This is a genomic window from Pseudomonas triticifolii (genome assembly GCF_014358015.1).
GTDB classification, from domain to species: domain Bacteria; phylum Pseudomonadota; class Gammaproteobacteria; order Pseudomonadales; family Pseudomonadaceae; genus Aquipseudomonas; species Aquipseudomonas triticifolii.
Genome location: NZ_JACONV010000040.1, coordinates 1 through 13808 on the forward strand (window position 1 = coordinate 1; position 13808 = coordinate 13808).

The 13808-nt window shown below is 61.7% G+C and carries 10 protein-coding genes; 4 read left to right on the forward strand and 6 right to left on the reverse strand.

Annotated elements, in window-relative coordinates; genetic code table 11:
• Window positions 1-703: 703 nt before the first annotated feature.
• The 6 genes from H8S56_RS24230 to rfbB form a co-directional block, all read right to left on the reverse strand.
• The gene (locus tag H8S56_RS24230; protein ID WP_187519995.1) at window positions 704-1189 is read right to left on the reverse strand and encodes a thioesterase domain-containing protein; all 486 of its coding nucleotides are present in this window, start codon (window positions 1187-1189) and stop codon (window positions 704-706) included.
• Window positions 1176-2561 carry a sigma-54-dependent transcriptional regulator gene (locus tag H8S56_RS24235; protein ID WP_024694013.1) on the reverse strand — a complete coding sequence of 462 codons (1386 nt, stop codon included), beginning with the start codon at window positions 2559-2561 and terminating at the stop codon, window positions 1176-1178. The genes H8S56_RS24230 and H8S56_RS24235 overlap by 14 nt, the downstream gene beginning before the upstream one ends.
• Window positions 2558-4372, reverse strand: coding sequence for a sensor histidine kinase (locus tag H8S56_RS24240; RefSeq protein ID WP_024685127.1), 1815 nt, complete (start codon window positions 4370-4372; stop codon window positions 2558-2560). Before H8S56_RS24240 ends, H8S56_RS24235 begins: the two co-directional genes overlap by 4 nt.
• A gap of 170 nt (window positions 4373-4542) precedes the next feature.
• Complete coding sequence (rfbC, locus tag H8S56_RS24245; RefSeq protein ID WP_187519996.1) at window positions 4543-5088, reverse strand: dTDP-4-dehydrorhamnose 3,5-epimerase; 546 nt, start codon at window positions 5086-5088, stop codon at window positions 4543-4545.
• Window positions 5085-5960 carry a glucose-1-phosphate thymidylyltransferase RfbA gene (gene rfbA, locus H8S56_RS24250; RefSeq protein ID WP_024685125.1) on the reverse strand — a complete coding sequence of 292 codons (876 nt, stop codon included), beginning with the start codon at window positions 5958-5960 and terminating at the stop codon, window positions 5085-5087. The genes rfbC and rfbA overlap by 4 nt, the downstream gene beginning before the upstream one ends.
• Entirely contained in the window at window positions 5957-7039 is a 1083-nt protein-coding gene (gene rfbB, locus H8S56_RS24255) for a dTDP-glucose 4,6-dehydratase (RefSeq protein WP_187519997.1), read from the reverse strand. The genes rfbA and rfbB overlap by 4 nt, the downstream gene beginning before the upstream one ends.
• Before the next feature lie 247 nt (window positions 7040-7286).
• On the opposite strand from rfbB, the gene H8S56_RS24260 reads away from it, so the two are divergent.
• From H8S56_RS24260 to H8S56_RS24275, 4 genes are all read left to right on the forward strand, one after another.
• Window positions 7287-10160, forward strand: a complete 2874-nt coding sequence (locus H8S56_RS24260) for an aminotransferase (RefSeq protein WP_187519998.1) — start codon at window positions 7287-7289, stop codon at window positions 10158-10160.
• Window positions 10161-10376: 216 nt separating this feature from the next.
• On the forward strand, window positions 10377-11483 hold the full coding sequence (gene aguA / locus H8S56_RS24265) for an agmatine deiminase (RefSeq protein WP_024694017.1): 1107 nt from the start codon (window positions 10377-10379) through the stop codon (window positions 11481-11483).
• Window positions 11484-11693: 210 nt separating this feature from the next.
• Window positions 11694-11900, forward strand: a complete 207-nt coding sequence (locus H8S56_RS24270) for a hypothetical protein (protein ID WP_080266786.1) — start codon at window positions 11694-11696, stop codon at window positions 11898-11900.
• Window positions 11901-12116: 216 nt separating this feature from the next.
• Entirely contained in the window at window positions 12117-13397 is a 1281-nt protein-coding gene (locus H8S56_RS24275; protein WP_024694018.1) for an OprD family porin, read from the forward strand.
• Window positions 13398-13808: the final 411 nt, after the last annotated feature.

Here is a 13808-nt window from a genome sequence, read left to right on the forward strand (position 1 = left end):
CTCGCTCCCACGGGGTGTGTTTATCCGCCACCTCACGCCTCGTTCATCGCTTTATTGAGCGGTTTTTCCGGGTCGGCCTTGTTCACACGCTAACGCCGTCTCGTGGGAGCGAGCTTGCTCGCGAATAGGACAGTACATCCGCTGAAGAGACGGCGGCTGATGCATAGCCTTCGCGAGCAAGCTCGCTCCCACGGGGTGTGTGTTTATCCGCCACCTCACGCCTCGTCAGTCGCTTTATTGAGCAGTTTTCCAGGTCGGCCGTGTTCACAAGCTAACGCCGTCTCGTGGGAGCGAGCTTGCTCGCGAATAGGGCAGTACATCCGCTGAAGAGACGGCGTCTGATGCATAGCCTTCGCGACCAGCTCGCTCCCACGGGGTGTGTTTATCCGCCACCTCACGCCTCGTCAGTCGCTTTATTGAGCAGTTTTTCCAGGTCGGCCGTGTTCACAAGCTAACGCCGTCTCGTGGGAGCGAGCTTGCTCGCGAATAGGGCAGTACATCCGCTGAAGAGACGGCGTCTGATGCATAGCTTTCGCGAGCAAGCTCGCTCCCACGGGGTGTGTGTTTATCCGCCACCTCACGCCTCGTCAGTCGCTTTATTGAGCAGTTTTTCCAGGTCGGCCGTGTTCACACGCTAACGCCGTCTCGTGGGAGCGAGCTTGCTCGCGAAGAGGGCTGGCACCTCGTTGCAGGCGGGGCGAGATCACCGATGCAACACAAACTGCCCGGTAAACGTCACGGCCGACTCATCGCTGTCTTGTGCGCAGATACGGGTCTGGAGCACAAGGCGTGCACGGCCTCTGCGCTGGTAGGTGGTGATGAACCTGTCCCACTGCGCAGCTTCTGGAGCATCACACACGGCAATGGCGTCGTCGCGAACGGGCAGGGGATAGCTGATCTGCCCGTCCTGAATCACGATGTGCCCATCGGTGATGCCCGCTTCACGCAGGCGCAGGTGCAGCCAGCCCCAGCCGGCCAGAACCGCTCCGCAATAAAGGCTGCCGCCGAACAGCGTGCTCTTGTGATTGACGTTGGGTGCCAGCGGCAAGTGCAGGCGCAGTCGATGATGCTGCCAGTCGATGACACGGAGGCCCATCTCGCGGGTCAGCGGGATGTCGTGGTGCAGCACCTGCTCCAGCTCTGCCGCTGCGTTACCTGACGACAATGTTTGTGGTTCAGTCGGTTTCATCGGACGCTCCGCCGCTGTCGCCAAAATTCAGGCCGTGTTTGCGCAGCTTGTCGTGCAGGGTCTTGCGCGGCACGCCCAGTGCCTCGGCCAGGCTGCGCACCGAGCTGTGCGGGCGGGCCAGTTCGGCGGCGATCAAGGCACGTTCGAAGCTTTCCACCTGCTCGCTCAAGCCGCCACCTGCTGGCGGGGCGTCAGGCATGGCGTTACCTTCCAGCTCCAACTCCAGCCCCAGGGCGAAGCGTTCCGCGGCGTTCTGCAGTTCGCGAACGTTGCCGGGCCAGCTGTGACGCAGCAGCAAGGCACGCTGGCCGGGTTTGAGTTCCTGCTTGGGAATGCCGTGGCGCATGCTGGCGGCATCGGCATAGTGCTCGAACAGCATCAGGGCGTCTTCACCGCGCTCGCGAAGCGGCGGGATGCGCAGCGACGCGACGTTCAAGCGGTAATACAGGTCGGCCCGAAAGCGGCCTTGATCGGCCGCCTGCCGCAAGTCTTCCTTGGTGGCCGCAATGATGCGGATATCCAGCGGGATCTGTTGATTGCTGCCCATGCGCTCGACCACGCGTTCCTGCAACAGGCGCAGCAGCTTGACCTGAACGTCCAGGCTCATGCTTTCGATTTCATCGAGAAACAGCGTGCCGCCGTTGGCAAATTCGAACTTGCCGATGCGGCGTTTCTGCGCGCCGGTAAACGCCCCAGATTCGTGGCCGAACAGCTCGCTTTCCACCACCGATTCGGCCAACGCTCCGGCGTTGATCGCCACGAACGGTCCGTTGCGGCGGTTGGACAGGTCGTGCAGCGCACGCGCCACCACTTCCTTGCCCGCGCCGGTTTCGCCGAGGATCAACACGTCCGCCCGCGTGCCCGCCAACGCGCCGATCTGCTCGCGCAGGCGCAGCATGGGCGCGGAGTGGCCGACCAGACGTGTGCTCAATTGCTGGCGATCGCTCAAGGCCAGACGCAGGCTGCGGTTATCCAGCACCAGTCGGCGCAACGCCAGGGCGCGGCGCACGCTGTCGAGCATCGCATCGCTGGCGAAGGGTTTTTCCAGAAAGTCGTAGGCCCCGGCGCGCATGGCCTTCACCGCCAGCGGCACGTCGCCGTGGCCGGTGATCAGCAGCACCGGCAGGTCGGGGTCCTGTTCGTGCAGCTGGACCAGCAGCTCAAGACCGTCCATCCCCTGCATGCGGATATCGCTGACCACCACGCCCGGCCAGTCACGCCCGATGCGCTCGGCCAGCCCGGTGGCTTCAGGCAGCGACAATACGTTCAGGCCCGCAAGGTCCAGGGTCTGGCGCAGTGCCTGACGCAGGTGCGAGTCGTCGTCGATCAGCACCACCTGAATCTGGCTGTCGATGGCTGTGTCCGAACTCATGCAGAAAGGTCCTCTGGCGGTTGAAGGTTGGCACCCGAAGCACCGGCGCGCAGGCGCAAGGTCAGCACTGCACCGCCGCTGGCATGGTTGGCGAACAGCAATTCGCCACCCAGTGCACGCATCAGGGTATCGCAGATGGCCAGGCCCAGCCCAAGGCCCTGCGTGCGGGTCTTCGTGGTGAAGAACGGTTCGCGGGCACGCTCCAGTGCCTCTTGGGAAAAGCCTGGGCCGTTGTCGCGAATGTACAGGTTGACGCCTTCACGGGTCTGCTCGGCACTTATCCACAGTTTTCGCGGCGGGCCTTTTTCGGTGAGGGCGTCCAGCGCGTTGGCCAGCAGATTGCCCAGCACCTGACGCAGGCGGGTTTCTCCGGCCTGCACCCACAGTGTCGCGTCGGGCATGTCGCGGATCAACTCGACTTCCATGGCGCGCCGACGTTTGGCCAGCAACGCCAGCGCGTCGTCCAGCGCCGGTTGCAGGGCCACGCTTTCCGGCGCATGCCGATCACGACGGGCGAAGGCGCGCAGGTGGGCGATGATCGAGGCCATGCGCCCGGTCAGTTCGCTGATCAGTTTGAGGTTGCCGCGTGCGTCTTCGGTACGCTGGTGGTCGAGCAGCACTTCGGCGTTCTCGGCGTAGCTGCGGATGGCGGCCAGCGGCTGATTGAGTTCATGGCTGATGCTGGCCGACATGGTGCCCAGCGCCGACAGCTTGCCAGCCTGTACCAGCTCGTCCTGGGCGCGCACCAGTTCCTGCTGCGCCTGCTCGCGCTCCAGCACTTCCTGACGCAGCCGGCTGTTGAGGCCTTCAAGGTCGCTGGTCCGTTCGATCACGCGCATTTCCAGCTCGCGTCGGGCCTTGGCTTCGAAGGCGATACGGTCCAGGTAATGACGACGACGCTGCATCATCAAACCCAGCAACAGCATGAGCACCAGCAGCGTCGCCCCGCCAATCGCCACCACCGTACGCACCGGGCGGTCGACCAGCGCCTTGGGCGCCAGGATATTCACGTTCCAGCCAGTTTCATCGATGGGCTGACTTTGCGTCAGCCAGGCGTGCTCGTCGATCTTGAGCGGACGCGGATCGCGCGTCGGATAAGGCTGGATGGACGTGATCGCCCGCTTTTCGTCATCGGTCAGGTCGCGCGTGGCCCGAAAGCGCCATTCCGGGTTGGAGGTCAGAATCACCACGCCGTTCTGATCGGTCAGCAGTAATTGCTCGGGCGTCTTGCCCCAGAGTGTTTCGGTGTGGTCCAGATCGACCTTGACCACCAGCACGCCGATCACCCGGTCGCCGTCGCGCACCGGCCCTGCGAAGAAATAGCCGCGCTTGACCGAGGTCGTGCCCAGCCCGAAAAACCGGCCTGTTCTGCCAGCCCGCGCGTCAATGAAGTAGGGCCGAAACGAGAAGTTGCGACCCACGAAGCTGTCGCGCTGGTCGGCGTTGGACGCCGCCAGGGTCAGGCCGTTGGCGTCCATGAGGTACATGACGTCGGCACCGGTCTGGCGCGTGATATCGCTGAGCAGGTGGTTGGCGTTTTCCAGTGTGGCCCGGTCGCCAGGCGTTTCCAGTGCGGCCCGCAGCGCAGGCAAATCGCCGAGGATTTGCGGCAGGGTTTCATAGCGATGCAGCGTGCCAAGCAGGTTGGCGACGTAGAGGTCCAGCGTCTGACGGTTCTGGTTGGCCAGCACGCCCCGGTAGTAACGCTCCGCCAGGTGTTCCAGCGGCCACAGCAGCGGCGCCAGGCAGATCGCCAGCAGCGCCAGGCTGCGCCACCGTGGGCGGGGAGGGAGGGTGGAAGTCTTGGTCATCGTTGGCAAGCGCCGAATGAATGGCGGTGCCTGGGCCGCTGTACGGGACGGACGCGCAGGCAACAGAAAACCCGATCAATCCTGATGGGACATTGATCGGGGATCAAAGGCGCATTATGCCCGGCACAGCCTGATCCGGCACCCGGGCAAAAGGTCTGCCGCCAGAACGGTCAGGCGAACAGCTCGGCCTCGTTCAGGCTTTTGCCCTGCTGGTCCTTGGCCGACAGCTGCGGTGCTCCATCAAGCTCCCAGTCGATGGCCAGGTCAGGATCATCCCAGCGAATGCAGCGCTCGGCCGATGGCGTGTAATAGTCGGTGGTCTTGTACAGAAACTCGGCGGACTCGCTCAAGACCACGAAACCGTGTGCAAAACCTTCCGGCACCCATAGCTGACGGGCGTTTTCGGCGGACAACCTGACGCCCACCCATTGACCGAAGGTCGGCGAGCTGCGGCGGATGTCCACGGCAATGTCCAGCACCTCGCCGGCTGTCACCCGCACCAGCTTTCCCTGTACATGCTCAATCTGATAATGCAGCCCACGCAGCACGCCTTTCTGTGAGCGTGAGTGATTGTCCTGCACAAACTGCCTGTCCAGTCCGGTGGCCTCGCTGAATGCGCGGGCGTTGAAGCTTTCGAAAAAAAAGCCGCGCTCGTCGCCGAATACTCGAGGTTCCAGAATCAGGACGTCGGGCAGCTTTGTTGCAATCACGTTCACTTGGTTTCCCCAGCAATCTTGAAGAGGTACTGACCATAACCTGTTTTGCCAAAATAATCGGCACGTGCAAGCAGGTGATCGCGATCGATCCATTCATTCTGGTAGGCGATTTCCTCAAGGCAGGCGACTTTCAGGCCCTGGCGGTGCTCGATGGTCTGCACGTAGGCCGAGGCATCGAGGAGGCTGTCGTGCGTACCCGTGTCGAGCCAGGCGAAACCCCGGCCGAAACGCTCAACGTGCAGGTCGCCGCGTTGCAGGTAGGCGTTGTTCACGTCGGTGATTTCCAGCTCGCCACGGGGCGAGGGTTTGACGTCCCGGGCGATCTGGATCACGTCGTTGTCGTAGAAGTACAGACCGGTCACGGCGTAACTGGATTTGGGCGCTGTGGGTTTCTCTTCGATGGACAGCGCGCGTCCCTGTTCATCGAAATCGATCACGCCGAAGCGCTCCGGGTCCTTGACCCAGTAGCCGAAGACCGTCGCCCCGGCCTTGCGGGCTGCGGCCTGCTGCAGCTGCACGCTGAAGTGCTGGCCGTGGAAAATGTTGTCGCCCAGGATCAGGCAGACCGAATCGTCGCCGATGAACTGCTCGCCAATCAGGAAGGCCTGCGCCAGACCCTCCGGCTTGGGCTGCTCGGCATAATGAAAGTGCACACCGAACTGGCTGCCATCACCCAACAGCTTGCGGTACTGCGGCAAATCCTCCGGGGTGGAGATGATCAGGATTTCCCGAATGCCGGCCAGCATCAGCACCGACAACGGGTAATAAATCATGGGTTTGTCGTAGATCGGCAGCAACTGCTTGGACAGGCCAAGCGTGATGGGATGCAGGCGGGTGCCGGAGCCCCCGGCCAGAACGATGCCTTTAGTCATGCAATCAGGTCCTTGTGGTCAGTGAAGCCCAGTCGCTCTCCTTGATAACTGCCATCCTGAACCCTGCGGCACCAGTCCAGGTTATCGAGATACCATTGCACGGTCTTGCGCAGCCCGGACTCGAAGGTTTCTTCGGGTGTCCAGCCCAACTCTTTTTCGATCTTGCTGGCGTCGATCGCATAGCGCAGATCGTGGCCAGGGCGGTCGACCACGTAGGTGATCAAGTCGCTGTACTGCTGCACGCCAGCCGGGTGCTGCGGTGCCAGCTCATCGAGCAACGCGCAGATGCCGCGCACCACGTCGATGTTCTTCTGCTCGTTATGCCCGCCGATGTTGTAGGTCTCGCCGATCCCGCCCTCGGTCACCACCTTGAGCAGCGCGCGGGCGTGGTCTTCCACATACAGCCAGTCGCGCACCTGCAGGCCATTGCCATAAACCGGCAGCGGCTTGCCCGCGAGAGCGTTGAGGATCACCAGCGGGATCAACTTCTCGGGGAAGTGAAACGGCCCGTAGTTGTTGGAGCAATTGGTGAGCACCACCGGCAACCCGTAGGTGCGTTGCCAGGCGCGTACCAGGTGATCGGATGCCGCCTTGCTCGCCGAGTACGGAGAGCTGGGCGCATAAGGCGTGGTTTCGGTGAACAGGTCATCGACACCGTGCAGGTCGCCATACACTTCGTCGGTGGAAATATGGTGGAAGCGAAACGCCCCGCGCTCCGTTTCAGGCAAGGTCAGCCAGTAGCCGCGCGCGGCTTCCAGCAGGCTGTAAGTGCCCACGATGTTGGTCTGGATGAATTCGGCCGGCCCGTCGATGGAGCGGTCGACGTGGGATTCTGCGGCCAGGTGCATGATCGCCTGAGGCGCGAAACGCGTCAGCACCGCGCTGATCGCTGCCTGATCGCAGATATCGGCCTGTACGAATTCATAGCGGGTGTCGGTCGCGATGGACTGCAACGATTCGAGGTTGCCCGCGTAGGTCAACTTGTCGACGTTCAACACGTCATGTTCAGTGTTCTTTATCAGGTGACGAATCAATGCAGATCCGATAAACCCTGCGCCCCCGGTAACGAGTATTCGCATGAACTGGCCTTTGTTTGTGTGTTTGACGTGATGAAGCATAGCGCCTGATTGCGCATCACAGGGTCAGGCAATAAGAGGCGTGCAGGGTATGAAATAAATTCATCCGTGTCGCGCAGCGCGACATAAAGCCGACGTCATCCTTTTATGCCTGAACGTGATTGGGCGGTGGGCACCAATCACCCTATAGTTGCGCGACTGCCCGTGGCGCTGTGTGTGTCGCGTCAGTGCTGATAAAAACGAGGTCCACATGCCGCTCGCCACGCTTATTCGTCGATCCAGCCTGTCTTGCCCGGATGTCAGTCTTGAACAGGCGCTGCAATGGCTAAGTCAGCATTACGGCCTGAGCGGCACGTTGAGATCCCTGGGCAGTCAGCAGGATCACAACTTTCTGCTCGACACCGAAACGCGTCGCTACGTGCTGAAGGTCTGCCACGGGGCCTATCCGGTCAGGGAGCTGGAGGCCCAACACGCAGCGCTCCAGCACCTGGCCCGCCACGACGACCTGAACGTTCCGGGCGTGATCCGCGCCAACGACACTGAACAATGGCTGACCATCGAGACCGACGGCCAGCCGGTTCACGTGTGCCTGCTTGAGTTCATTGATGGCCAGTCGCTGGACCACGTGGCGCATCTGGGGCGTGAGGGGGTGGTCGGGCTTGGCGAGCTGTGTGCGAAGGTGGACCGGGCATTGGCCGATTTCGACCATCCGGGCCTTGACCGCATCCTGCAAGGGGACCCGCGCCATGCGCATGCATTGATCAAGCACCTGTTGCCGGTGCTCGAAGACGCCGACGCCCGCGCCTGCGTGATCGAGGCTGCCGAGCAGGCGCATCGGCGTCTGTTGCCACTGATTGCGGCGCTGCCCATTCAGGCCGTGCACCTGAACATCACAGACCACAACGTGGTCTGGCTGCGCGATGCCCAGCGGCAGTGGCAGCTACAAGGGCTGACCGATTTCGGCGATCTTGTGGCCACCTGGCGCGTGGCGGATCTGTCCGTCACCTGCACGGCGCTGCTGCACCATGCAGAGGGCGACCCGCTGTACATGCTGCCGGCGATTCAGGCCTATCACGCCATCAATCCGCTCAAGACCGAGGAACTGCAAGCGCTGTGGCCGTTGATCGTCGCCCGCGCGGCGGTGCTGGTGCTCAGCAGCGAGCAGCAGGCCAGCATCGAGCCGGGCAATGCCTGTGTCCAGGCCAGTCTTGCGGGTGAGTGGACTGTGTTCGACGTCGCGACGTCCGTGCCCATCGCTCTGATGGAAGCAGCGATTCTGCAAGCCGTCGACATAACACCTGCGTCATTCGAGCAGCCCGCGTACGCGCCGCTGCTGCCCGGTCTGGCAGGCGTGAAGCCTGCGCGGGTCGATCTGGGCGTACTCAGCGAACACTTTGTCGCGGGCAATTGGGAGCGAGACGGTATCGATGAATACCTGCTCAGCGAGGCGGCCGAGCACACCGGGCTGGCCACCAGCCGCTTTGGTGAATATCGTCTGTCGCGCACCTTGCCGGACAGCGCCCGCGAGCCTGAGACCTTCGCCCTGCATGTCGAGCTTCACGTCCCGGCCGATACGCCGCTGCACGCGCCGTTCGACGCCACGCTGCGATGGATGGCCGATGGTGCGCTGATGCTGGTCGGTGCCAAGGTGAACCTGAAGTTGTGGGGCGTGACGCCTGAGGCGCCCACGCAGGTAAGTGCAGGCGACCTGATCGGCCATGGCGGCGGCTCGCTGCTGCTGCAACTGTTTACGGCGACGGACCTCAGCCCGCCGTTGTTTGCCGCGCCGTCGTGGGCCGATGCCTGGCGCACGTTCTGCCTGTCGCCCTCGGCGCTGCTGGGTTTCGATTGCGATGCCCCGGCGCTTGAAGATGCGGCGCGCTCGCAAACACACCATGACCCGGCACCGCCGCAGATTGAGCGTGGCTGGCGCAATCACCTGATCGACATGCAGGGCCGTTCGTACCTGGACATGCTCAACACCGTGGCGGTGCTGGGCCACGGTCATCCGCGCATGGCCCATGAAGCGGCTCGTCAATGGTCGCTGCTCAATACCCACTCACGCTTTCACTGCGCGGCCATTGCCGAGTTCTCCGAGCGCCTGCTCAAGCTGGCCCCCGCTGGCATGGACCGCGTGTTTCTGGTCAACAGCGGCACCGAAGCCAATGACCTGGCGATCCGCCTGGCGTGGGCCTACAGCGGCGGACGCGACATGCTCAGCGTGCTGGGGGCCTGTCACGGCGGGTCGGTGGCGACAGATGCCATGTGCCCCTCGATTGCCGACAACCCGCAAGCGTTCAGCACCCGGCCGGACTGGGTGCATCCGGTGACCGCGCCCAATGTGTATCGCGGATCGTTTCGCGGCGCTGACAGTGCGCCAGAGTACGTGCGCAGTGTCGATCAGGTACTGGCACAACTGGCCGGGCAGCAGCGCCAGGTGGCGGGTTTCATCTGTGAGCCGGTGGTTGGCAATGCGGGCGGGATTTCCTTGCCGCCGGGTTACCTGCAACAGGTTTATCAGAAGGTTCGCGCAGCGGGAGGTGTATGCATCGCCGACGAAGTGCAGGTGGGTTACGGGCGTCTGGGCCAATACTTCTGGGGCTTCGAAGAGCAGGGCGTGGTGCCGGATATCATCACCATGGCCCAAGGCATGGGCAACGGTCATCCGCTGGGCGCGGTGATCACCCGTCGCGAGATTGCCGAGGCACTGGAGGCCGAAGGCTATTTCTTTTCCTTGTCAGGCGGCAGCCCGGTCAGTTGCCGCATCGGCATGGCCGTGCTGGACGTGATGGAAGAGGAGCGGCTGTGGGACAACGCCCGCGTCATCGGCGACCACTTCAAGGCGCGCCTGCAAGCCCTGGCCGATCAGCATCCGTTGGTGGGCGCAGTGCATGGCATGGGCTTCTACCTGGGCGTCGAGTTGGTCCGCAATCGCCAGACGCTGGAACCCGCCACCGAAGAAACCGCACAACTGTGCGAACGCCTGCGCGAACTGGGCATCTTCATGCAGCCAACCGGCGACTACCTGAACATTCTCAAGATCAAACCGCCCATGTGCATCACCCGTCAGAGCGCAGATTTTTTCGTGGACAGGGTGTCGAAGGTGCTGCGAGAGCTGGAGTGATCCTTTTTACACGGGTCGTGCCCATCGCGTGAAAATGATCAGGCATTGCCTTAATTGCAGATTAATATCGGCAAAATCAGCAATTCATAACGGCTTAAAGCCTGATAGCTCTTTTAATGCAGATTTTTATCCGCTATAAAGTCGCGCATATTGTCATGGCCAGTCTGCTAGGGTCACGATCAACACCTTTGACCTCCCACTGGAGTCCTGACTGACATGACCACACTCAATAGCACGCCACGCGCCGATGGCTTTCACATGCCCGCCGAATGGGCCACGCAGACTCAGGTCTGGATGGTCTGGCCCGAGCGCCCGGATAACTGGCGTCTGGGCGGCAAACCGGTGCAGACGGCACACGTGGCCGTCGCCAAAGCTATCGCCCGGTTCGAGCCGGTGACCGTTGCCGTGTCCGCCGCGCAGTACGACAACGCCCGGGCGCGTCTGGACATGCCGAACATCCGCGTCGTGGAAATCAGCAACAACGACGCCTGGGTGCGCGACACCGGCCCGACGTTCGTCATCAACGACCGTGGCGAAGTGCGCGGCGTGGATTGGGACTTCAACGCCTGGGGTGGCTTCGACGGCGGCCTGTACGCGCCCTGGAACCTGGATTCGCAACTGGCGAGCAAGGTCATGGAGATCGAGCGCTGCCCGCGTTACGCCACCGAAGGGTTTGTGCTGGAAGGCGGCTCCATCCATGTGGACGGCGAGGGCACGCTGATCACCACTGAAGAATGCCTGCTGAACCGCAACCGTAACCCGCACCTGACCCGCGAGCAGATCGAGGCAGTGCTGAGCGACAACCTGGCTGTGGATAAGATCGTCTGGCTGCCGGACGGTTTGTTCAATGACGAGACCGACGGGCATGTGGATAACTTCTGCTGCTACGTCCGTCCGGGAGAAGTCCTGCTGGCGTGGACCGATGATCCCGAAGACCCCAACTACCCACGTTGCCACGCGGCATTGAGTATTTTGGAAAACACCCGCGACGCCCAAGGTCGCGAGTTTATCGTGCACAAAATGCCGATTCCGGGCCCATTGTTCGCCACGGCTGAAGAATGTGCGGGCGTCGATCAGGTGCACGGCAGTCAGGAGCGCAATCCGTCGGTGCGCCTGGCCGGGTCCTACGTGAACTTCCTGATTGTAAACGGCGGCATCATCGCCCCGAGCTTCGATGACCCGATGGACGAAACCGCCCGGCAAATCCTGCAAAAACTGTTTCCGGAGCACGAAGTGGTGATGGTCCCAGGCCGGGAATTACTGCTGGGTGGCGGCAACATTCACTGCCTGACCCAGCAGCAACCCGCGCCTCACAAGGCTTAGTTAGAAATGATTGGTAACATGTAATGGTGGCCTATTGGTCCTGTTCTTGCTGCTTAAAGCCCATCACCTGATGGGCTTTTTTTTGGGTAACACTTTGTAGCGTTTATCCCAATCTCATCTTTAATCAACGTCAGGTCTGATCGTTTTCTTAGCGTGACTGTCACACAGCGTCCGTAAATTTAGCCCCTCATGAATTAAGAGGTTGTCACTATGAAGGCAGGTATGAGCCAGAACCGTGCTCGTGAGTTGTCTGCTTCTTCCAGTAACGAGGCCCGCCAGTTGATGGCGGATTGGTTAAGGACGACCAAACCCGCAAAACCTCGACCGGACGTGCGCGCGATGCTGCTGCAGCGTTATCCGGTGGGGTTGTTCAACGATGCGGAGCTTGAAGCCCTGCTGGGCGTGCTCAAGGACTGACACCGGGAGCGCTCTGTTTCGGCCTTCTTGACGTTTGACACCCCTCAAGCCCTGGGACTAGGATTCGGGCCCCACCGCTTGTGGCTTTGCGCCATGTACGTGCATCAGTAGTCCACTGCGATGACAGCGTGCGGCTTGCAGGTCCTGAACCTGAAAGCCCGGAACGGCAGCCGCCGTGCCACAGCGCGTGTCAATTCGTACAAGAAGGGAACACAGATGCTTAACACACGTATGGGTATGCTCGCGCTGGGCATCATGAGCGCCAGCCAGGCCATGGCCCAAGGGCAGGCGGACACCCAGGGATTTGTCGAAGACAGCAGCCTGACCGTCAATCTGCGCAATGCTTACATCAACCGCGATTACAAGAATGGTCGTGAAGACAAGGCCGAGTGGGGCCAGGCCTTCATGGGCACGTTCACGTCTGGCTTTACCCAAGGCACCGTGGGCGTCGGCGTTGACGCATTCGGACTTTACGGTGTACGCCTGGACGGCGGTAAAGGCCGTGCCGGCGCTGGCGGAATCGACTTCTTCAAGCAGAGCGACAATGGCCAGGGCGACGCTGCCGATGATCTGACGCGCGTGGGCGCGGCAGTGAAAGCGCGTATCTCCAACACCGTCATCAAGTACGGCGACCAGATGCCCCAGTTGCCGGTCCTGAGCTACGACAATTCCCGTCTGCTGCCGGAAAGCTACACCGGCACGATGATCACTTCCAAGGAAATCGACGGTCTTGAAGTGGTGGCCGGTCGTTTCACCCAGCAAGCGCGCAAGAGCGCCGAAGCCCGCGACAGTGGTGACCTGAAAAGCATCAACGTCTATGGTGCCAGTTATAAATTCTCCAAGGCATTCACCGCCGCGTTCTACGCCTCCGACGACGAAGACGTCCTGAAGAAGCAGTACGTGAACCTGAACTACGTCTTCGCCCTGCCGCAGGAGCAGTCCCTGACACTGGACTTCAACGGCTACAAGACCCGCCTGGACAAGGACTTCGCCAACAGCGACGAGCGCGACAACAAAATCTGGAGCCTGGCAGCGACCTGGGCTGTGGGTATCCACTCGTTCACCCTGGCTCACCAGCGCAGCAGCGGCGACATCGGCTACGTGTACGGAGGCTATCGCAACGATGGTGGCACCAGCGATGGCGGCAACAGCATCTACCTGGCGAACTCCTACTGGTCCGACTTCAACGGCAAGGACGAGCGTTCGTGGCAAGCCGCCTACGGCGTCGACCTGTCGGGACTGGTCACGCCTGGCCTGAGTTACCGTGCAGCCTACGTGCGCGGCGACAACATCGACGACGGTACGGCGGGCAGTGGTGATGGCACCGAGCGTGAAATCTTCAGCCAGCTGACCTACGTGGTGCAGACCGGCCCGGCCAAGGACCTGTCGATTCGTCTGCGTAATTCATTCCTGCGCGTGTCCGACGACGCTCAGGCTTACAACAGCGAAGGCAACGAAACCCGCATCTTCGTCGACTACCCGATCAACATCTTCTGATGATGTGATGGCGTCAGCCGCATCGCCTTCGCAACAGGTTGCCAGCAACGACCTTTCCCACGGGCTGAGATGAATCCATAGCAGACTTGTGGGAGCGAGCTTGCTCGCGAAGACTATGTTTCGAACGCCACATCTCTGGCGGATGAACCGGTCTCTTCGTGAGCACGCTCACTCCCACGGGACGTGTGTACGGAGCATGTTCACGGGTGGTGTTGGCAAGATCAGCTATAGCGCTGTCCATGCTATCAGGCGTAGTTCAACATTTCGTGGGAGCGAGCTTGCTCGCGAAAGGGCCAGCGCTGACGCTATGAAGGCGTAGACGACCCCGTAGGAGGCGGAGCGCTCCTCGTTATGCAGGTCTCGCAGCCAACATCGAACTGTGGGAGGCGGCTTGCCGGCGATGGCGGGAGG